We start from the raw sequence: 21,024 nt of genomic DNA on the forward strand, positions 1-21,024 counted from the left end.
GTCGGCAATTATCCCACGCATCGACAGGCGGCCCTGTCGGAGCGAGCTCGCTCGCGAAGCTCTGGTTCCTCGCTCCGGTTTCCGCTCCCGAAAAGCAGGGCATTGCGGGCAAGCTCGCTCCCACGGGGGCGGCGGGGCACCTAGTAGAGATCGATCGGGTCGACGTCCAGCGACCAGCGCACGCGCCGCGTCGACGGCAGTCCGGCCAGCGCCTGCTGCCAGGCACGCAACACCGCGTGCAACGGGCCGCGGGTGTCGGCCTCGAGCAGCAATTGCCCACGGTGCCGGCCGGCGCGCAGCGGCATCGGCGCCGGCATCGGGCCGGCGACGCGCAGTGCCGGGTCGACGGGCAACGCGGCGTAGGCTTCGGCCAGGAAGGCGTCGACCGTGACGCGCTGATGGGCTTCCACGCGCAGCAGCACCTGGTGGGCGTAGGGCGGCAGCGTCGCCTGGCGGCGTTCGGCGAGCAGCGCCTGTGCCGCCGCAGCGTAGCCGTGCGCGAGCAGCCCGCGCAGCAGCGGATGCTCGGGGTGATGGGTCTGCAGCAGCACCCGGCCGGGCTTGCGCGCGCGGCCGGCCCGCCCGGCCACCTGCACCACCAGTTGCGCCAGCCGCTCGCCGGCACGGAAGTCGAGGCTGTGCAGGCCCTCGTCCACGCCGACGATGGCGACCAGGGTGAGGTTGGGCAGGTCGTGGCCCTTGGCCAGCATCTGCGTGCCGACCAGGATCGCGGGGGCGTCCTCGCGCAGTCCTTCCAGCAGTTGCTCGAAAGCATCGCGGCGGCGGGTGGTTTCCCGGTCGATGCGCAGCACCGGGACCAGCGGGAAGCGTGCGGCCAGCGCTTCCTCCAGCCGCTCGGTGCCCTGGCCCTGCGGCTTGAGCTCGGCGTCGCCGCAGGCCGGGCAGGCCGGTGGGATCGCCGCGTTGCGGTCGCAGTGGTGGCAGACCAGCGCGCGCCGTTGCGCATGCAGGGTGAGCGGCCGCTCGCAGCGGGGGCACTCGGCGTGCCAGCCGCAGGCGTGGCAGAGCAGCACCGGCGCGTAGCCGCGGCGGTTGCGGAACACCAGCGCCTGTTCGCCGCGGGCGACCGTCTCGTCGACCGCCGCCAGCAGGGCGGGCGACAGGCCGTGGTCCAGCCGCTGCGCGCGCATGTCCACGATCCGCACCTGCGGCGGGTGCACCGCACTCGGGCGGGCCCGCAGGTGCAGCGCGCGATAGCGGCCGGCCTCCACATTGGCCAGCGACTCGAGGGACGGTGTGGCCGAACCGAGCAGCACCGGCACGCCCAGCGCCCGCCCACGCACCAGCGCCAGGTCCCTCGCGTGGTAGCGGAACCCCTCCTGCTGCTTGTAGGCGCCGTCGTGTTCCTCGTCCACCACGATCAGGCCGGCCTGCGGCAGCGGCGTGAACACCGCCGAGCGCGTGCCCAGCACCACCCGCGCCTCGCCGTTGCGTGCGCGCAGCCAGGCGCGGGCACGCTCGCCCTCGGCCAGGTTGGAATGGATCACTTCCACCGGTACCCCGAGGCGATCGCGCAGGCGGCGCACGGTCTGCGGCGCCAGGCCGATCTCCGGCACCAGCAGCAGGACCTGCCTGCCGCTGGCCAGTGCCTGCGCGATCAGCGCGAGGTAGACCTCGGTCTTGCCGCTGCCGGTCACGCCGTCGAGCAGGAACGGCTGGAAGCGGCCGAACGCGCCGGCCACCGCATCCACGGCGGCCTGCTGTTCGCCGCTCAATGGCGGGGCGGAGGCGGGTGCCGCGGCGGCCGGCACGGTGGCACGCTGCTCGACCAGTCCCGCCGCCAGCAGCCGGCGGGCGGCGGCGCGCCAGCCGGGCAGCCGGACATCCAGGTCGGCCGCGCCCAGCGGGAGTTCGGCGAGGGCGTCCAGCAGGGCCCGGCTGGCGCCGCGGCGGCTGCCGGCATCGCGTGCGCTTCGCCCCGCCGTGGTGATCGCCCAGCGGGGCTCGGAGGTCGCCGGCAGGGGCCGCGCTTCGCGCAGCGCCAGGGGCAGGGCGTTGGCGTAGGCTTCGCCGGGGGCGGCCAGCCAGTAGTCGGCCGCCCAGGCCAGGGTCTGCATGAGCTCGGCGTCCAGCAGCGGCGCTTGGTCCAGCACGCGCAGCACGCTTTTCAGGCGCGCGCCCGCCACCTCGGCCTCGACCCCAGCGGCCACCACCACCCCGACCATCTTCTTGCGCCCGAACGGCACCAGCACGCGGCTGCCGACCGTCACGCCGCCGGCGGGCGGCAGGTAATCGAACAGGCGGGCGAGCGGAACCGGCAGGGCGACGCGGACGACGGCGGGCATGGCGACCTCGTGGGCGGGCCAGTGTAGCCCGCAGCTCCGCAGGCGTACCGGCGGGTGCTGCCCTGTCATCTAGGAATCGTGCCTAAGTGGCTCTGTCCCGGCGGAAATTTCCCTTATCCACAAAGGCTGTGGATAAGTCTGTGGACGGGCCGGGGAGAGCCGCGTCAAAGGCCTGTCACGAAGGCCTCCGGCACGGCCTGAGCAAAAAATAAGCAGCAAATTTAGCTTCGCAGAATCAAAGGGTTGCAAGTCCGTGCGAGACGCCGTTCACACTCTGCTCATCCCCTGCGAGGCGGGCTTGACAGGCCCATGGTGCTGTGCAAAACCGCTGCCGCGGACATTTTTTCGCCCGTGCACAGGCTCAATGACCCATGCCGAGCACGGCGGCGGTAGCGAGCACCCCCAGCAGCAGCCAGAAGTAGCACCAGCCCACGCACCAGTATTTGAACAGGGTCATCGCCCAGCCCTGGCGGTAGACGCGCTTCTGCATCAGCAGCAGGTAGACCGGCATCCACAGCAGCACGGCCTGTGCGACGCGACCCACGACCGCGCCTGCCCAGGCCGCATGCGGCTCCAGCCAGACCGCCAGCAGGCCGAGCAGGCCGAACAGCAGCAGCGCGAGGAACAGGAACGCGTGGCTGTGCAGCGCCACGATCAGGTGTTCCATGTAGAGCCGGCGCCTGAACAGGTAGAACAGCTTCAGCAGCAGGGCGAATATCGGGATCATCACCACCATGGCCTGCGGCAGCAGGCCGAAGATGCCGGCGATCATCCGGGTCCGCACCTCGTGGCGCTTCTCCGGGGGGGCTTCCCTGTCGAACGCATCGTGCAAGTTCGACTGCACGTTGCGGAGCACGACCGTGAGGCGCCGGTTCAAGAACTCGGGGAACCAGGACACGCTGACGCTGGGGAGATCCTCGTCCGCAGGCGTGGCAGCGGGAGCCGTGGCAGCCGCGGTCGAGGTCGCCGCGGCGGGCGCCGTCGGGCCGAAGTCGGCCGGCAGCGGTGCGGCCCCCAGGGCGGCAAGCCGCTCGTCGGCGAGCCGGCGCAGCGTGCGCTCGTTGCTGTCCAGCACGCCGGCCATGCCGGCGGGCATGGTGTGTCTGGCGACGGCCAGTCCCCGCAGGCGGTCCCTGAGGTCGTCGCGAACCTCCCGGGGGGAGTCGTCGTCGGCGAAGGCATCGCCCTTGACCGTCAGCTGCGCCTTCTGCGTGTTGGTTTCGGCCCGCTCCACGCCCCAGTCGACCATCAGGTGGAAGGCGAAGAAGGCCAGCAGGCACAGCACGAACATCAACCGGAACGGCGCCACGTAGCGCTGCCGCCGGCCGGCGAAGTACTCCATGGTGAGGAAGCCGGGCCGGGTGAACAGCGGCGGCACCGTGTGGAAGATGCGCCCGTCCACGTGCAGGAACATGTCCATGCCGTCCTCGAGCATGTGATGCACGGGCTTGAGCACGCTGTGCACCGACTGGCCGCAGTGATGGCAGTACTCGCCTTCCAGCGGCGTGGCGCAGTTGGCGCACTGCAGTTTGCCGGCTTCGGTCAGCTCGTTCATGCGGGCGGCCCCTGTGAAAGCGCGCGATCTTGGCACAGGCCCGTCGCCCCGGGCACCCCCGTGGGCTGGGCTAGAATGGCCCGCCCCGCTGCCGGAACGCCGAGCTTATGCAGACCATCGACCGCGCGCGCGTCGTGCACGAGGTCGGCGCCACCGTGCGCCTGGCCCTGCCGCTGGTGGCGGCGCAGCTCGCCGCGGTGGGCACCAACGTGGTCGATGCGCTGCTTTCGGGCCATTTCAGCGCCCACGTGCTCGGCGCCGTGGCGGTGGGCACCAGCGTGTGGTCGCTGGCCATCGTCAGCGGCATCGGCGTGATGATGGCGGTGCCGCCGTCGGTGGCCCAGCTCGACGGCGCCGGCCGCCGCCACGAAGTCGGCGCGGTGTTCCGCCAGGCGCTGTGGCTGGCCCTGATGCTGGGCGTGCTGTTGTGGTTCGGGGTACGTCATGCCGAGCCGCTGGTGCGGCTGATCGGGGTGACGCCCAGCCTGCGCCGCGACGTCGGCGAGTTCCTGCAGGCGATCAGCTGGGGTGCGCCGGCGCTGGCCTGCTACTTCACCCTGCGCGGATTGTCCGAGGGCCTGTCGCTGACCCGCCCCTCGATGATGTTCAGCCTGGGTGGCCTGGCCGTGCTGGCGCCGCTGGGCTACGTGTTCATGTTCGGCAAGCTGGGCCTGCCGCCGCAGGGCGCTCGCGGCTGCGGCATCGCCACCGCCACGGTGCTGTGGCTGGAGATGCTCGGCTTCCTGGTCTACGTGCTGTGCCACCGCAACTACCGTGGCCTGGACCTGTTCGGGCGCTTCGAGTGGCCGCACTGGCGGCGGATCGGCGCGCTGGCGCACATCGGCCTGCCGATGGCGGTGACCCTTCTGGCCGAGGCGGGCCTTTTCGTCGCCACGGCCCTGCTGATCGGCACCATGGGCGAGGACGTGGTGGCCAGCCACCAGGTGGCGATCAACGTGGCCTCGGTGTTCTTCATGATCCCGCTCGGGGTGGCGATGGCAATCACCGTGCGGGTCGGCAATGCGGTGGGGCGCAACGACGCCCGCGGCGTACGCTATGCCGGCTTCTGCGGGATCGGGCTCACCCTGGTGACCCAGCTGGTCTCGGCCGGGCTGATGCTGGGCCTGCCGCACGCCATCGCCTCGCTCTACACGGGCAACGCCACGGTGATCGGGCTGGCCGCGCAGCTGCTGGTGCTGGCCGGGGTGTTCCAGTTCTCCGACGGCATCCAGGTGGCCTCCAACGGCGCGCTGCGCGGCCTCAAGGACACCCGCGTGCCGATGGCGATCACCCTGTTCGCCTACTGGGGCGTGGGCATGCCGCTGGGCTGGTGGCTGGCGTTCCGCCACGGCCTGGGGGCGCGCGGCATGTGGATGGGTCTGGTGGCCGGGCTGACCGTGGCCGCCGTGCTGCTGTTCGTGCGCTTCTGGCGCAGCGCGTGGCGGCACCGCTGGCGCGCCGTGCCGCCGCCGGACGACATGACGGTGCATGCGCAAGCGGTTACGCTGAACGATCACTTGTGAGGACGTTCCGATGAGCACGCCGCCGCCCCTGCGCCGCCCGAACGGATTCTGGGCCTTTCTCCGCGTGATCGGCCGCGGCTTCAACGTGGTGCGGCTGATCATCCTCAACCTGGTGTTCTTCGCGCTGCTGTTCCTGGTGCTGCTGCTGATCGTCGGCGGCGTGGCCGGCAGCCGGCTGGCGCACACGGTGAAGGACGGCAGCGTGCTGGTCATCGAGCCGAAGGGCGAGCTGGTCGAGCAGTACAGCATCGAGCCGCTGCAACGCGCGCTGCAGGGCCTCTCCGGCGAGCCGCCGAGGCAGGTGCAGATGCGCGACCTGGTCGGCGCCATCGACGCGGCGGCCAGGGACCCGCGTATCAGCCGCATCCTGCTGTTGCCGGACCAGCTGCGCGGCGGCGGCTTCGCCGCGCTGCGCGAGGTCGGCGCCGCGCTCGACCGCTTCCGGGCCGGCGGCAAGCCGGTGATCGTGTGGGGCGTGAACCTCGACCAGGGTCAGTACTACCTGGCCGCGCACGCCGACCGCATCCTGCTCGACCCGCAGGGCGGGCTGCTGATCACCGGCCTGGCGAACTACCGGCTGTTCTACAAGGACCTGCTGGACAAGCTCGGCGTGGACGTGCACCTGTTCCGCGTCGGCCGCTACAAGAGCGCCGCCGAGCCCTACATCCTCGATCACGCCTCGGAAGACTCCAAGGCCGCCGACCGCTTCTGGATGGGCGGCCTGTGGGACGAGTACATCGACGAGGTGGCGAAGCTGCGCCAGCTCGATCCGGCGGCGTTCCGCGCCGACATCGACGAGCTGCCGCAGAACATCACCCGCACCGGCGGCGACCTGGCCCGGCTGGCGCGGGACGAACGCCTCATCGATGGCACCGCCACCCGCGCGCAACTGGTCGCCATGATGCGCAAGGCCGGCGTGCCGGCCGGCGACAAGCCGGAGGAGGGCTTCCGCCAGGTCGGGTTGGAGCGCTACGTGGCCACCCTGGACCGGGGCGGCATCTTCGATCCGGGCGTGGCCGTGGTGGTGGCCGAGGGCGAGATCGTCGGCGGCAAGCAGCCGCAGGGCAGCGTGGGCGGCGAGTCGACCGCCGCGCTGATCCGTGCCGCGCGGCAGGACCGCCGCACCAGGGCGCTGGTGTTGCGCATCAATTCGCCGGGCGGCGAGGTGTACGCCGCCGAGCAGATCCGCCGCGAGGTGGAACTGACCGGCAAGGCCGGCATCCCGGTGGTGGTCTCGATGGGCAACGTCGCGGCCAGCGGCGGCTACTGGATCGCGATGAACGCCAACCGCATCGTCGCCGATCCGAACACCATCACCGGGTCGATCGGCATCTTCGGCATGTACTACGCGGTGCCGGGCGCGCTGGGCAAGCTCGGCATCCACAGCGACGGTGTCGGCACCGGGCCGATGGCCGGCGCCTTCGACATCACCCGACCGCTCGATCCCAGGGCGGGCGCGGTGATCCAGGCGATCATCGACAAGGGCTACCGCGATTTCGTCGGCAAGGTGGCCCAGGCGCGCGGCAGGAGCTTCGAGGCGATCGACGCGATCGCGCAGGGCCGCGTGTGGACCGGCCGGCAGGCGCTCGAGCGCGGCTTGGTCGACCAGCTCGGCGGTCTCGATGTCGCGCTCGATCAGGCCGCAGCGCTGGCCCGCCTGGGCAAGGATTACAGGGTGCACTACGTGGAAGCGCCACTGGGCGGCTTCGAGCAATTCCTGCTCGGCATGAACCAGAGCGCGCTGGTGCAGCTGGCGCAGGGCTACGGCCTGCGCCTGCCGGCCTGGCTGGCCGAACTGCCGCCGTTCGCGCCGGAGCTGAAGCTGCTGCGCCACGCCCAGGCTGGCCGGCCGAACGTGTACGCGTATTGCTTCTGCGCTCCGCGCTGAGGACGCCTCCACCAGTAGGAGCGAGCTTGCTCGCGGTGCTTCTGCCCTGAGGTCGGAGCAAGGCATCGCCGGCAAGCTCGCTTCTACGGCCAGGCGGGGCTACTGTTCGGCCGCTTCCAGCGCCTTCTGCTGCTGCTTGGCCTGGTCGTCGACCACCTTCTGCACGTCCCTGGCCTGTTGCTCGTCCTTCTTCAGGTCGTCCCACGGCGTCGCGGTGCGCGCCTGTGCGGCGGCGGCCTGCGGCTCGGGGGCCTTGTTCGAGCAGGCGGCGAGCGCGAGCAGGCAGGCGAGTAGCAACAACGGTTTCATGGCGCTTCCCTCCGGACACGGTTGCAGTCTCCCGCCGCCGTGCCATGCCGGCAAGGCCTTCGGCTAAGCTTGACGCCCATGAATCTGCGCACCGACGCCTGGCAGCTCCACGGACACACCGCCCTGGTCACCGGCGCCAGCAAGGGCATCGGCCTGGCGGTCGCGCGCGAGCTGGGCGGACTGGGCGCCGACCTGCTGCTGGTGGCGCGCGACGAGGTGCACCTGGAGCAGGTGCGCGCCGAGCTGGCCGAGGACCTGCCCGGACGCGAGGTCCTGGCCTTCGCCGCCGACCTGGCCGAGCAGGAGGAGCGGCTGGCGGTGTTCGACTGGATCGCCGACCTCGACGCCCCCGTCTCGCTGCTGGTCAACAACGCCGGCGGCAACGCGCCCGACGCCACGCTCGCCTATGACAGCGCGGGCTACCGCGCGATCTTCGAGCAGAACCTGTTCAGCGCCTTCGAGATGTGCCGGCTGGCCCACCCCCACCTGGCCGAGCACGGCAACGCGGCGATCGTGAACGTGGGTTCGGTCTCGGGCGTCGTGCACGTACGCACCGGCGCCCCCTACGGCATGAGCAAGGCCGCGCTGCACCAGCTCACGCGCAACCTGGCGGTGGAATGGGCGGTCGACGGCATCCGCGTCAACGCGGTCGCGCCCTGGTACATCCGCACGCAGCGCTCGGAACCGGCGCTCGCCGACCCGGACTACCTGGAGGAAGTGCTCGAGCACACCCCGCTGCGGCGCATCGGCGAACCGGAGGAGGTGGCCGCGGCCGTGGCATTCCTGTGCCTGCCGGCCGCCGGCTACATCACCGGCCAGGTGCTGGCGGTGGACGGCGGCTTCCTCAGCTACGGCTTCTGACCGCCGGGTCTCGTGCCTCCCCTGGCAGCGGTTTGCTCGCGATGCTCCTGCGCATGCATCGAAGGCAAGGGACAACGGCATCGCGGGCCAGCGCGCTCCCGGGCGTCAGCTGCCGCAGCTGGCCAGTTGGGCCTGCAGTTGCGCCTCGCGCCGTTCCAGCGGTGGGCGCTGGCTCCGGAAGGCGTTGCGCAGCTTGCGCTCGTTCTCGTCGTAGGCGTCCCGCAGGGCGCGGCAGGTCTCCTCGATGCCCAGCTCGCGGCACGAGTCCTGCACCCATACGTAGTTGTCCGCCACCATGCCGGAGGTGACGCGGCCGCGGTTGGCCTCCGGCGCGGAGATGCCGGCGCCACCGCGGTCGGGGCCGTACACCTCCGACAACGGCAACTGCTCGGCGCCGAGCACGCCGTAAGGCGCTTGATACGGCGGGGGGGCGCCGTTCCCGCTCAGGTAGGTGGTGCCGTCGGTGGCGCGCACGCAGGTGTACAGCACCGGCAGCGGCGCAGTCGGCGGGGCGGGTGCGGGTGGCACCTGGGGTGCCTCGGGGGCGGCAGGTGCCGCAGGCGTCGCGGCAGCAGCCGGCGGCGGCGACGCTACCGGCGCGTCGGGCAGGTCGAGCACGCGCTGGTGCTGGTCGCGGCGGCAGGGCTTGTCCTGGAACACCGTGCGGCCGTCGGCGCCGGTGCACGCGTAGACCGCGGTCGCCGCCGCGGGCGCGGTGGGTGCGAGCAGCCCGCACGTGGCCAGACCCAGCAGGAGCACGATGGTCAGCCGGCGGTTCATGTGGTGATTCTAGGCGCAGCCGCGTGAACCGGCGCGCCGCTAGAAGTCCGCCTCGTGCTCCTCGGCTGCGAAGCCCAGCGTGACCGCGCCTTCGCCCACGTTGACCATGCCGGTGATGCTCATCGGCGCCTCCAGCAGCGTCACGCCGGTCTCCTCGCAGGCCGCGCGCAGCCCGTCGTAGCCGGGCAGCCGGGCGAGTTCGGCCAGGTCGCCGCCATAGCTGACGCAGACCACCGGCACCATCAGTCCGGCGCGCACGCGTCGGGCGGCGTAGCCGAACAGCGTCTCGGCGCCGTGCTCGAAGCCACGCACCTTGCCGACCGGGCCGGTCTCGCCGCGGAAGCAGCGCAGCAGCGGCTTGATGTCCAGTGCCGTGCCGACCACCGCGCTGAACAGGCTCACGCTGCGGTCGCCCTTCTTCTTGGTGCGGTTGCGCAGGTGGTGCAGGTCGCGCGGCAGCATGTAGGCGTAGGTGTGGTTGGCCACCTCGCCCAGCCGCTCGCGGATCGCTTGCGGCGTCTCGCCAGCGCGGATCAGCCGGGCCGCCTCGAACACGGCCGGGCCCTCGCCGGCGAACACGTTGCGCGTGTCGACCACACGCATCAGGAACGGCCCGGGCACGCCGGCGCGCTCGCGCACCTCCCGGTACTGCCGCAGGATCGCGAAGCTCGCCTTGAGCACGTGTTCGTGGATCGGGCTGCGCGTGGCGGTGATGGTCAGGCAGAACACGCAGTCCCGCTCCAGCACCAGCCGCTCCAGGAACAGCCGCTGCACGTCTTCCACCGGGCAGGGCTCGGTCTCGGCCGCGTGGGTGGCGGCCAGCTTCATGCGCAGGAAGCGTTCGATTTCCTGCGGATCGCGCTCGTCCTTGAACACCCCGCCGTCCAGCCTCACGGTGATCGGCATCACCGCGATCCCGTGCTCCTGCAGGAACGCCTGCGGCAGGTCGCAGGACGCGTCGATCGCCAGCCCCATCCGCATCGCGTCATTCCCCCTGATCAACGACGTGCCCAACATAACACGCGAGTGCACACCGTGATCGCCGTCATGCTGCGCCACGTCCGGGGTTATCGGCGGGCCGGGGAGGTGCTTGAGTGACGGCCGCGCGGCTGCCGTCTACAATGCCGCGACTCGAATGGGCTCCTGCCGGCGTGGCGTCGCCGGCGCGCGTGCCGCGGCCTGCGGCGCGTTACCGAGACACCCGATGAAAGACAAGCAAGAGATCGTCTCCAACTGGCTGCCGCGCTACACCGGCACGCCGCTGGAGCAGTTCGGCCAGCACGTGCTGCTGACCAACTTCGGCCTGTACGTGGAACTGTTCGCGCAATGGCACGGCGTCGAGGTCAGGGGCCGTGACCGGCCCATGCCGAATGCCACCGCCGACGGCATCACCCTGATCAACTTCGGCATGGGCAGCCCCAATGCCGCCACCGTGATGGACCTGCTGAGCGCCGTCGCGCCCAAGGCCGTGCTGTTCCTGGGCAAGTGCGGCGGGCTCAAGAAGAAGAACCAGCTCGGCGACCTGGTACTGCCGATCGCCGCGATCCGCGGCGAGGGCACCTCCAGCGACTACCTGCTGCCGGAGGTGCCGGCGCTGCCCGCCTTCCAGCTGCAGCGCGCGGTGTCCACGATGATCCGCGACCTCGGCCATGACTACTGGACCGGCACCGTCTACACCACCAACCGTCGCGTGTGGGAGCACGACGAGGCGTTCAAGGACTACCTGCGCCGCACCCGCTGCATGGCGGTGGACATGGAGACCGCCACCATCTTCGCCGCCGGTTTCGCCAACCGCATCCCGTGTGGTGCGCTGCTGCTGGTGTCCGACCAGCCGATGATCCCCGAGGGGGTCAAGACCGAGGCGAGCGACCGTACCGTCACCGAGCGTTACGTGGAAGCCCACATCCGCGTCGGCATCGAGGCGCTGAAGCTGGTCCGGCGTAACGGCCGCAGCGTCAAGCACCTGCGCTTCGAGGACGAGTTCGAGGGCGAGTGACCGCAGGCGGCGCCCCGCGCGGGCGCCGCCGATCGCAGGAAGCTGCGCCGCACATTGCATCCGCATCGCGCATCTTTCACCGGCGCATGACTGCCGCCACGGCAAGGTTTCGCTCATCCGATCCCCGCGCGTGTCGGCCCCGGCCCTTCCGTCGCCCGCCGATCCTTGCCAGATCCCCGCGCTCTGACAGGCACGCGCACCCCGCGCGAGGCGATCCCTTGCGCCTGTCCGCGGCGCCGCGCGCCGCAAGGAGCCTGCCACCCATGAGCGAAACCGTCGGCGATTTCATCCTCAGGCGCCTCAGCGAGTGGGGCATCCGGCGCGTGTTCGGCTACCCCGGCGACGGCATCAACGGGATCATGGGCGCGATGGGCCGCGCGGCGGACCGTTTCGACTACGTCCGCGTGCGCCACGAGGAGATGGCCGCCTTCATGGCCGGCGGGCACGCCAAGTTCACCGGCGAGATCGGCGTGTGCCTGGCCACCTCCGGCCCGGGCGCGATCCACCTGCTCAACGGCCTGTACGACGCCAGGATGGACCACATGCCGGTGCTGGCGATCGTGGGCCAGCAGGCACGCACCTCGCTGGGTGCCGACTACCAGCAGGAGGTCGACCTGCAGACCCTGTACAAGGACGTCTGCGGCTACGTCGAGACGATCGTCACCGCGGCGCAGGCACGCCACGTGGTCGACCGCGCGATCCGCATCGCCGCCGCCGAGCGCACGGTCAGCTGCGTGATCGTGCCCAACGACCTGCAGGAGATGCCGGCGGTACCCAGCCCGCCGCGCAAGCACGGCGACGTCTATTCGGGCGTCGGCTACGCCAACCCGCACCCGGTGCCGAGCCAGGAGGACATCGAACGCGCGGCCAAGGTGCTCAACGATGGCCGTCGCGTGGCGATCCTGATCGGCGCGGGCGCCATGCACGCGGGCGAGCAGGTCAAGGAGGTCGCCAACCGGCTCGACGCGGGCGTGGCCAAGGCCCTGCTGGGCAAGGCCGCATTGCCCGACGACCTGCCCTTCGTCACCGGTTCGATCGGCCTGCTCGGCACCAGGCCGAGCTGGCAGATGATGAACGACTGCGACACCCTGCTCATGGTCGGCACCACCTTCCCGTACTCGGAGTTCCTGCCGCCGGACGGCCAGGCGCGCGCGGTGCAGATCGACATCGACCCGCGCAACGTGTCGATGCGCTACCCCACCGAGGTGAACCTGATCGGCGACAGCGCCGAGGTGCTCGAACGGCTGCTGCCCAAGCTGCGGCCGAAGGACAACCCGGACTGGCGCGAGCGGATCGAGCTCAACGTTCGCAAGTGGTGGCGCGACCTCGAAGCCAAGGCGATGGAGCCGGCCGACCCGATCAATCCGCAGCGGATCTTCTGGGAGCTCTCCCCGCGCCTGCCGGACAACGCGATCATCGCCGGCGACTGCGGCTCGCACACCAACTGGTACGCGCGCGACGTGCGCCTGCGCCGCGGCATGATGGCCTCGCTCTCGGGCAAGCTCGCCACCATGGGCAGCGGCATGCCCTACGCCATCGCGGCCAAGCTCGCCTACCCCAACCGCCCGGTACTGGCGATCGTCGGCGACGGCGCCATGCAGATGAACGGCAACGCGGAGCTGATCACCGTCAAGGAGTACTGGAAGCGCTGGGAGAACCCCTGCTTGGTGGTGATGGTGCTGCACAACAACGACCTCAACCAGGTCACCTGGGAGCAGCGTGCGCTGGCCGGCGATCCCAAGTTCGAGCCGGCGCAGTACGTGGAGGACTTCCCTTACGCCCGGTACGGCGAGCTGCTGGGTTTCAAGGGCATCCGCGTGGACGACCCGGCGGATCTCGGCCGGGCGTGGGAGGAGGCCTTCGCGGCCGATCGGCCGGTGGTGCTGGAGGTGATCGCCGATCCCGACGTACCGCCGCTGCCGCCGCACATCACCTGGGCCCAGGCCAGGGCGTACATGACCGCGCTGGCCAAGGTGGACCCCGACGAGGGCGGCATCATCCGGCAGAGCCTGCGCCAGGTGCTGGCCGGCGTGCTGCCGCACGACGGGCGATGACCGGCGAGCGGCCCGCGACCGCCGGCTGCCGCATCGCACGGGTGGAGGCCGGCGCCTACCGCATACCGACCGACGCGCCGGAAGCCGACGGCACGATCGCCTGGGATGCCACCACGATGGTGCTCGCCCGGGTTTCCGCCGGCGGCCACACCGGTCTGGGTTACACCTACGGCCATGCCGCGGTGGCGGCGGTCATCGCGGACCCGTTGCGCGACCTGCTGCTGGAACGCGATGCCGACGACATCCCCGGCGCGTGGGCGGCGATGAACCGGAGCCTGCGCAACATCGGGCGGCCCGGCGTGGGCCTGATGGCGGTCGCCGCGGTCGACGTCGCGCTGTGGGACCTCAAGGCACGCCTGCACGGCACCTCGGTGGTGCGGTTGCTCGGCCGCGAGCGCGAGGCGGTGCCGGTGTACGGCAGCGGCGGCTTCACCTCCTACCCGGTCGAGCGGCTGCAGGCGCAGCTGGCCGGCTGGGTGGAGCAGGGCATGCGGCGGGTCAAGATGAAGGTCGGCAGCCAGCCGCAGGCGGATCCGGCGCGGGTGAGAGCAGCGCGCGAGGCGATCGGTGCCGGGCCCGAGCTGATGGTCGACGCCAACGGCGCCTACGCACGCAAGCAGGCGCTGGCGCTGGCCGAGCGCTACGCGCAGGAGGGTGTCGGCTGGTTCGAGGAGCCGGTGTCGTCCGACGATCTGCCGGGCCTGCGCCTGCTGCGCGACCGCGCGCCGGCGGGGATGGCGATCGCCGCGGGCGAGTACGGCTGGGACGCCGGCTACTTCCGGCGCATGCTCCAGGCCGGGGCGGTGGACGTGCTGCAGATCGACGGCACCCGCTGCGGCGGCTTCACGGGCTTCCTGCAGGCAGCTGCCGTGGCGCAAAGCTTCGGCGTGCCGGTGTCCGCGCACTGCGCGCCGCACCTGCACGCGCACGTGTGCTGCGCGGTCACGCACCTGGCGCACGTGGAGTACTTCCACGACCACGCGCGGATCGAGGCGATGGCCTTCGACGGCCTGCCGCAGCTGCGCGACGACGGCGCGCTGGTGGTCGACGCCGACCGCCCCGGCCTCGGCTTCGTGTTCAGGCAGGCCGACGTCGAACGCTACCGCGTGGCGCCGGCAGAGTCCCTCTGATTCCCGGAGTCCCTCATGCGATCTGGCCCCAAGTCCGCCGACCTCCTGCCACTCGCGCCGCCGCGGGTGCGACACAGCCACAGCGACCGCTTCGCGTTCTCTGCCGCGGCGGCGACGGTGCTGGCGCAGGACCTGGCCGCGCACCTGCAGGGCGAGGTGTGCTTCGACGAGGGCAGCCGCGCGCTGTACGCCACCGACGGCTCGATCTACCGGCAGGTGCCGATCGGCGTGGTGCGGCCGCGCCACGTGCAGGACGTAATCGAGACCCTGCGCATCTGCCGCGAGCACGACGCGCCGGTACTCTCCCGCGGCGGCGGCACCAGCCTCGCCGGCCAGTGCTGCAACACCGCGGTGGTGATGGACTTCTCCGCCCACCTCAACCGCATCCTGGCGATCGATCCGGCCAGCCGGCGCGCGCGCGTCGAGCCCGGCTGCGTGCTGGACGACCTGCGCGACGCGGCGGAGAAGCACCACCTCACCTTCGGGCCGGATCCGTCCACGCACGCGCACAACACGCTGGGCGGCATGATCGGCAACAACTCCTGCGGCGTGCATTCGGTGATGGCCGGGCGCACCGTCGACAACGTGCACGCGCTGGAGATCGCCACCTACGACGGCCTGCGCATGCGCGTCGGCCCCACCAGCGAGGAGGAACTGCAGGCGATCATCCGCGAGGGCGGCCGCCGCGGCGAGATCTACGCCGGCCTGAAAGCCATCCGCGACCGCTACGCCGACCTGATCCGCGCGCGCTACCCGAAGATCCCGCGCCGCGTCTCCGGCTACAACCTCGACGAGCTGCTGCCCGAGAACGGCTTCAACGTGGCCCGCGCACTGGTCGGCACCGAGGGCACCTGCGTGACCGTCCTGGAGGCCGAGCTGCGCCTGGTGCCGAGCCCGCCGGTGCGCACGCTGCTGGTGCTGGGCTACCCCGACGTGTTCGAGGCGGGCGACCACGTGCCGCGCATTCTCGAGTTCGGGCCGGTCGGCCTGGAAGGGCTCGACGACGTGCTGATCGCCGACATGAAGCACAAGCACATGCACCCGCGGGACCGTGCCCTGCTGCCGCCGGGCGGCGGCTGGCTGATGGTCGAGTTCGGTGGCGACAGCAAGGCCGAGGCCGATGGCAAGGCGCGCCGGCTGATGGACACGCTGCGCAAGGAAGGCCGCCCGCCGAGCATGAAGCTGTTCGACGACCCGGCGGAGGAAGCCATGCTGTGGACCATCCGCGAGTCGGGCCTGGGCGCCACCGCACGCGTGCCCGGCCAGCCGGACGGCCATCCCGGCTGGGAGGATGCGGCCGTGCCGCCCGACCGCGTCGGGCCGTACCTGCGCGACTTCCGCAAGCTGCTCGCCAAGTACGCCTACACCTGCGCGTTGTACGGCCATTTCGGCGACGGCTGCATCCACTGCCGCATCACCTTCGACCTTTCCACGCCCGAGGCGGTGGCGCAATGGCGTGCCTTCATGGACGAGGCGTCCGACCTGGTGCTGCGCTACGGCGGCTCGCTCTCCGGCGAGCACGGCGACGGCCAGGTACGCGCCTCGCTGCTGCCCAAGATGTTCGGCGACGAGCTGGTGCACGCGTTCGGCCAGTTCAAGGCGCTGTGGGATCCGCGCGGGCGCATGAATCCCGGCAAGGTGGTCGACCCCAACCCGATGGACGCGGACCTGCGCGACGGCCCCGGCTACCGTCCGCCCAAGCTCAAGACCGCCTTCGCCTATCCCGCCGACGGCATGAGCTTCGCCCAGGCCGCCCGCCGCTGCGTGGGTGTGGGCAACTGCCGCAACATGCACCACAACGTGATGTGCCCGAGCTACCGCGCCACGCGCGAGGAGAAATGGTGCACGCGCGGGCGCGCGCGCCTGCTGTTCGAGATGCTCGAGGGCGATCCGCTCAAGGACGGCTGGCGCAGCGAGGCGGTACGCGACGCGCTGGACCTGTGCCTGGCCTGCAAGGGCTGCAAGAGCGATTGTCCGGTCAACGTGGACATGGCGACCTACAAGGCCGAGTTCATGCACCACCACTACCGTGGGCGCCTGCGTCCACGCACCGCCTACTCGATGGGGCGCATCTTCGACGTGGCGCGGCTGGCCTCGCACGTGCCGTGGCTGGCCAACGCCATCCTGCAGACACCCGGGGTTTCGCACCTGGCCAAGGCGATCGGCGGCATCGCGCAGCAGCGCACCGTGCCGCGCTTCGCGCGCGAGACCTTCCGCGACTGGTTCTTCGCGCGCGAGGCGCGCGCGCGCGGGCCCGAGGTGCTGCTCTGGCCGGACACCTTCAACAATTACCTGCACCCGCAGCCACTCAAGGACGCGGTCGCCGTGCTGGAGGCGGCCGGCTACCGCGTGCAGGTGCCCGAACCGGCGCTGTGCTGCAGCCGGCCGCTGTACGCCGAGGGGATGCTGGACCGGGCACGCGCGCAGCTGGCCCGGACCATGGACACGCTGGCGCCGTGGATCGACCGCGACGTGCCGGTGGTCGGGCTGGAGCCCTCCTGCGTGGCCAGCTTCCGCGACGAGTTGCCCAACCTCTTCCCCGGCGACGAGCGCGCGCACTGGCTGGCGCGCAACACCTACATCTTCAGCGAGTACCTGGACCGCGTCGGCTACGCGCCGCCGCAGCTCAGGCGCCGGGCGCTGGTGCACGCGCACTGCCATCACCACGCGGTGATCGGTACCGCGGCGGAGAAGCGCCTGCTCGCCCGCGCCGGCCTGGATTGCGAGTTCCTGGATGCCGGCTGCTGCGGCATGGCCGGCTCGTTCGGCTTCGACGCGGGCAAGGTGGACGTCTCCGTCGCCATCGGCGAGCTGCAGCTCCTGCCCACGATCCGCGCGGCCGATCCCGACACGCTGATCGTCACCAACGGGTTTTCCTGCCGCCAGCAGATCGAGCAGTGCACCGGACGCACCCCGCTGGACGTGGCGCAGGTGCTGGCGATGGCGCTGGCGCAGGGGGCGTCCAATCTGGACGTGCTGGTCGACGGGAAAGCCCCCCGTTCCGCCGCGCGGAACGAAGGGTCGCGACGAGGAGCCTGAGCCATGCACTACCAACCGATCCAGCCGGCCGGCACGCGCACCTGGGCCGTGGTGCTCGACACCGGCGACGAAGCCAACGCCTGCCTGCTCGCGTTCGCCAGGGCGCAGCACCTGTCCGCCGCCCATCTCACCGCCATCGGCGCGTTCCAGCGCGCGGTGCTGGGCTACTTCGACTGGAACACCAGGGACTACCGGCGCAACCGGATCGAGGAGCAGGTGGAGGTGGTCTCGCTGATCGGCGACGTCGCGCTGAAGGACGACCAGCCCCAACTGCACATGCACGCGGTGCTCGGCCAGGCGGACGGCCGCGCGCTCGGCGGCCACCTGCTCGAGGGCCACGTGCGGCCGACGCTGGAGGTGATCGTCACCGAGGCGCCCGCGCACCTGCGCCGCCGCCACGACCCGGCCTCGGGCCTCGCGCTGATCTGCCTCGACAAGGAGCTGCCATGAACACGCCAGAACCGATCGGCCGGCATCGCTGGGCCATCGCCGAGGGCTACATTCCCGCCGGCGGCACGCATGCCGACGACCCGCGCTTCGAAAGCCACGAGACCGCCTGCCTGCTCAACGCCAACGACCGCGACGCGCACGTGGCGGTGACCATCTACTTCAAGGACCGCGAGCCGGCCGGGCCCTACCGCGTCACCGTGCCGGCACGGCGCACGTTGCACCTGCGCTTCAACGACCTGCAGGACCCCGAGCCGATTCCGCGCGACACCGACTACTCCAGCGTGTTCGAGTCGGACCTGCCGATCGTGGTGCAGCACACCCGGCTCGATTCCCGCCAGGCCGCGCTCGCCCTGCTGTCCACCGTGGCCTACGGCGGTTGAGCGCGCCTGCCCGGGACGTTTGGTCCCGCAAGAGCCTTCCGTTCCCTTCGCCAGGAGTCCGTCCATGTCCCACAAGCCACCTGAAGTCGTCGTCATCACCGGCGCCTCCGCCGGGGTCGGCCGTGCCACCGCGCACCGCTTCGCCCGCGACGGTGCGCGCATCGCCCTGTTGGCGCGCAGCAGCGACGGTCTGGATGTGGCCGCGGAGGAGGTGCGCCGGCTCGGCGGCGAGGCGCTGCCGATCCCGGTGGACGTGGCCGACGCCGAGGAGGTCGAGGCCGCGGCCGAGCGGGTGGAGCGCGAACTGGGCCCGATCGACATCTGGATCAACGACGCGATGGCCACCATCTTCGCGCCGGTGCACCAGATCACGCCGGCCGAGTTCCGCCGCGCCACGGAGGTGACCTACCTGGGCACCGTGCACGGCACCCTCGCCGCGCTCAAGCGCATGCGCGAGCGCAACCGCGGCACCATCGTGCAGGTGGGCTCGGCGCTGGCCTACCGTGCCATCCCGCTGCAGGCGCCGTACTGCGGCGCCAAGTTCGCGATCCGCGGCTTCACCGACGCGCTGCGCGTGGAGCTGGAACACGAGAAGAGCCGCATCCACGTGACCATGGTGCAGCTGTCTGCCTTCAACACGCCGCAGTTCCAGTGGGGCCGCACCAAACTGCCGCGCCGCCCGCAGCCGGTGCCGCCGATCTTCCAGCCGGAGGTGGCGGCGCAGGGCATCCACTGGGCGGCGCACCACCGCCGTCGCGAGCTCGTCGTGGGCTTCCCGGCGGTCAAGGCCATCCTCGGCAACAAGCTGTTCCCGCGCCTGGCCGACCGCCGCCTGGTCAGGCTCGGCTACGACGGACAGATGGACCGGCAACCGTTGCCGGAGGGCCGGCCGGACAACCTGTTCCAGGCGGTGCCGTCCGATTACGGCACGCACGGGCGTTTCGACAGGCGCTCGCGCGCCTGGAGCCTGCAGCTGTGGCTGACGACGCACCGCGGGCTGGTCGCCGCCGGCGCGCTGGCGGCCGGGGCGCTGCTGTGGGCGGGCCGTCGCGGCCTGCGTTCGGCCGCACGCCGGCTCGCCTAGTCTGCCGGGCACCCTTTCCCGGATCCGGGACGAGGGCGCCGGTCGGACGGGCTCAGTAGCGCGGCACGCCCGGGTCGATTTCGCGGGCCCAGGCGTCCATGCCGCCCTCGACGTTGAACACGTTGGTGAAGCCGTGCGCCGCGAAGCGCTCGGCCACGCCGCGGCTGGAGTTGCCGTGGTGGCAGATGAAGGCGAGCGCAGTGTCCCTGGGCAGGCTGGCGAGCGCATCGTAGCCCTCCTCTTCCAGCACGCGCGCCTGCGCCAGCGGCGCGGCCTGCGCGCGGCCCGCGGCGGGACGCACGTCGACCAGCACCACGCTGTCCTCGGCCAGGCGCCGCTGCAGTTCCTGCACGCTCAGCGGCTTGATCTCCTGCGCGCCGGGAAACTTCAGGCTCAGCCCCTCGCCCTGCACGGTGGACACCCAGTCGATCACGATGCCCTTGGCGCGCTGTGCGCTGCCCGGGTCGAAGTGCACCTGGATGCCGTTGGCGGTCACCACGATGTCGTGGTCGTCCGCCGGCGCGAGCTGGAAGCCGGCGCTGTGGTCCGGGCCGATCTCCAGGTGCAGCGCCAGCCCCTGCGCGTTGGCGATGCCGTTGCGGATGGCTTCGGCGGCCTTGTCGGTAATCGTGATCTGCGGCGGCGTGCGGTCCGGCGGCGCGGCGCCGAACAGCGTGTGCAGCTCGCCGCTGGCGTACATCTGGCGGATGATGTCCGCGCCGCCGACCAGCTCGCCTTCCACGTACAGCTGCGGGATGGTCGGCCAGTCGCCGTAGACCTTGATGCCCTCGCGGATCTCCGGATCCTCCAGCACGTTGACCGTGTGGTACTCGGGCAGCAGCTCGTTGAGCGTGTTCGCCGCGGCGGCCGAGAAGCCGCACATCGGCTGGCGGCGGTCGCCCTTCATGAACAGCACCACGCGGTGGTCCTTGAGCAGGGTTTCGATGCGTTCGCGGGTGGCGGGGTCGAGGGACATGGGGAAGCTCCGGCAAAGAGGGCCAATGATACGCCCCGCAGGTGGGGGCGGCGCGGGGCAACCCAACCCGCCGGCTACTTCAGCGCGGCGGCGGCGGCCGGCAGGATCGCCGCGGTCCACAGCGCATATTGCTCCGCGCTGGGATGCAGCCCGTCCTCGGCCACCAGCCCGGGGTGGTGGCGCGAGATCGGCGTGATATCCACCCAGCGCGCACCGGCGCGCCCGGCCTCGTCGCGGGCAATTGCGTTGTAGACGTCGAGCGCATGGGCGATCGACGCGGCATCGCGACCCTGTTCGCGGGCGAAGCGGGTGACGCCCCAGTCGGGAATCGAGACCACCAGCACGCGCGAGGCGCGACCGCCCGCCAGGCCGACGGCACGCCGCAGCAAACGGGCGAACTCGCCCCGGTACTCGCCCGCGCCACGACCGCGGTACTGGTTGTTGACGCCGATCAGCAGGGTGACCAGGTCGTAGGGTGGCACCAGCGCGGCCGCGTCCATGCCGACGGCGAGCTCGTCGGTGCTCCAGCCGGTGACGGCGACGATCCGGGGGTCGTCGATCGCCACGCCGTGCGCGCGCAGCCGTCGTGCCAGTTGCGCGGGCCAGCGGCTGGCGGGAGGGACGGCTTCGCCGATCGTGTAGGAATCGCCCAGGGCAAGGTAGTGCAGGGGCATGGGGCTCTCCAGTGGGTGA

General features: G+C 71.4%; 17 protein-coding genes. 10 read left to right on the forward strand and 7 right to left on the reverse strand.

The window, feature by feature from the left end:
• Window positions 1-140: 140 nt before the first annotated feature.
• Together WAT24_RS01890 and WAT24_RS01895 are read right to left on the reverse strand one after the other, a co-directional pair.
• Window positions 141-2,306, reverse strand: coding sequence for a primosomal protein N' (locus WAT24_RS01890; RefSeq protein ID WP_336806110.1), 2,166 nt, complete (start codon window positions 2,304-2,306; stop codon window positions 141-143).
• A gap of 361 nt (window positions 2,307-2,667) precedes the next feature.
• Complete coding sequence (locus tag WAT24_RS01895) at window positions 2,668-3,861, reverse strand: DUF3667 domain-containing protein (RefSeq protein WP_336806111.1); 1,194 nt, start codon at window positions 3,859-3,861, stop codon at window positions 2,668-2,670.
• Between the two features lie 107 nt (window positions 3,862-3,968).
• Here WAT24_RS01895 and WAT24_RS01900 point away from each other — a divergent pair, with 107 nt between their 5' ends.
• Complete coding sequence (locus WAT24_RS01900) at window positions 3,969-5,384, forward strand: MATE family efflux transporter (RefSeq protein ID WP_336806113.1); 1,416 nt, start codon at window positions 3,969-3,971, stop codon at window positions 5,382-5,384.
• Window positions 5,385-5,394: 10 nt separating this feature from the next.
• The gene (sppA, locus tag WAT24_RS01905) at window positions 5,395-7,272 is read left to right on the forward strand and encodes a signal peptide peptidase SppA (RefSeq protein ID WP_336806114.1); all 1,878 of its coding nucleotides are present in this window, start codon (window positions 5,395-5,397) and stop codon (window positions 7,270-7,272) included.
• A 99-nt stretch (window positions 7,273-7,371) separates the two neighbouring features.
• Here sppA and WAT24_RS01910 read toward each other — a convergent pair whose 3' ends face one another.
• Window positions 7,372-7,581 carry a hypothetical protein gene (locus WAT24_RS01910; protein ID WP_336806115.1) on the reverse strand — a complete coding sequence of 70 codons (210 nt, stop codon included), beginning with the start codon at window positions 7,579-7,581 and terminating at the stop codon, window positions 7,372-7,374.
• Between the two features lie 78 nt (window positions 7,582-7,659).
• Here WAT24_RS01910 and WAT24_RS01915 point away from each other — a divergent pair, with 78 nt between their 5' ends.
• Window positions 7,660-8,442: an SDR family oxidoreductase gene (locus WAT24_RS01915; protein ID WP_336806116.1), complete on the forward strand. Its 783-nt coding sequence runs from the start codon at window positions 7,660-7,662 to the stop codon at window positions 8,440-8,442.
• Window positions 8,443-8,547: 105 nt separating this feature from the next.
• Here the strand turns inward: WAT24_RS01915 and WAT24_RS01920 are convergent, their stop codons facing one another.
• Window positions 8,548-9,222, reverse strand: coding sequence for a DUF4124 domain-containing protein (locus WAT24_RS01920; RefSeq protein WP_336806117.1), 675 nt, complete (start codon window positions 9,220-9,222; stop codon window positions 8,548-8,550).
• Window positions 9,223-9,261: 39 nt separating this feature from the next.
• The gene (locus WAT24_RS01925; RefSeq protein WP_336806118.1) at window positions 9,262-10,203 is read right to left on the reverse strand and encodes a DegV family protein; all 942 of its coding nucleotides are present in this window, start codon (window positions 10,201-10,203) and stop codon (window positions 9,262-9,264) included.
• Window positions 10,204-10,426: 223 nt separating this feature from the next.
• Between WAT24_RS01925 and WAT24_RS01930 the strand changes: the two genes are divergently transcribed.
• The 7 genes from WAT24_RS01930 (at window position 10,427) to WAT24_RS01960 (ending at window position 19,355) form a co-directional block, all read left to right on the forward strand.
• Entirely contained in the window at window positions 10,427-11,218 is a 792-nt protein-coding gene (locus tag WAT24_RS01930) for an AMP nucleosidase (RefSeq protein ID WP_336806119.1), read from the forward strand.
• 263 nt (window positions 11,219-11,481) lie between these two features.
• Window positions 11,482-13,272 carry a thiamine pyrophosphate-requiring protein gene (locus WAT24_RS01935; RefSeq protein ID WP_336806120.1) on the forward strand — a complete coding sequence of 597 codons (1,791 nt, stop codon included), beginning with the start codon at window positions 11,482-11,484 and terminating at the stop codon, window positions 13,270-13,272.
• Complete coding sequence (locus tag WAT24_RS01940; protein WP_336806121.1) at window positions 13,269-14,402, forward strand: enolase C-terminal domain-like protein; 1,134 nt, start codon at window positions 13,269-13,271, stop codon at window positions 14,400-14,402. Before WAT24_RS01935 ends, WAT24_RS01940 begins: the two co-directional genes overlap by 4 nt.
• A 15-nt stretch (window positions 14,403-14,417) precedes the next feature.
• A complete protein-coding gene (locus WAT24_RS01945) occupies window positions 14,418-17,441 on the forward strand; it encodes an FAD-binding and (Fe-S)-binding domain-containing protein (protein ID WP_336806122.1) in 3,024 nt (1,007 codons plus the stop codon).
• Window positions 17,442-17,444: 3 nt separating this feature from the next.
• Complete coding sequence (locus WAT24_RS01950) at window positions 17,445-17,891, forward strand: PPC domain-containing DNA-binding protein (RefSeq protein ID WP_336806123.1); 447 nt, start codon at window positions 17,445-17,447, stop codon at window positions 17,889-17,891.
• Window positions 17,888-18,271 (forward strand): sensory rhodopsin transducer, encoded by a 384-nt coding sequence (locus WAT24_RS01955; protein WP_336806124.1) that lies wholly within the window; start codon window positions 17,888-17,890, stop codon window positions 18,269-18,271. The genes WAT24_RS01950 and WAT24_RS01955 overlap by 4 nt, the downstream gene beginning before the upstream one ends.
• 64 nt (window positions 18,272-18,335) lie before the next feature.
• On the forward strand, window positions 18,336-19,355 hold the full coding sequence (locus WAT24_RS01960) for an SDR family oxidoreductase (RefSeq protein ID WP_336806125.1): 1,020 nt from the start codon (window positions 18,336-18,338) through the stop codon (window positions 19,353-19,355).
• Window positions 19,356-19,407: 52 nt separating this feature from the next.
• Here the strand turns inward: WAT24_RS01960 and grxD are convergent, their stop codons facing one another.
• Both grxD and WAT24_RS01970 read right to left on the reverse strand, forming a co-directional pair.
• Complete coding sequence (gene grxD / locus WAT24_RS01965) at window positions 19,408-20,331, reverse strand: Grx4 family monothiol glutaredoxin (RefSeq protein ID WP_336806126.1); 924 nt, start codon at window positions 20,329-20,331, stop codon at window positions 19,408-19,410.
• A 74-nt stretch (window positions 20,332-20,405) separates the two neighbouring features.
• A complete protein-coding gene (locus WAT24_RS01970) occupies window positions 20,406-21,005 on the reverse strand; it encodes an SGNH/GDSL hydrolase family protein (RefSeq protein ID WP_336806127.1) in 600 nt (199 codons plus the stop codon).
• Window positions 21,006-21,024 lie beyond the last annotated feature (19 nt).

This window comes from Fulvimonas yonginensis, from assembly GCF_037137055.1.
In the GTDB taxonomy this organism is placed as follows: Bacteria; Pseudomonadota; Gammaproteobacteria; order Xanthomonadales; family Rhodanobacteraceae; genus Frateuria_A; species Frateuria_A yonginensis.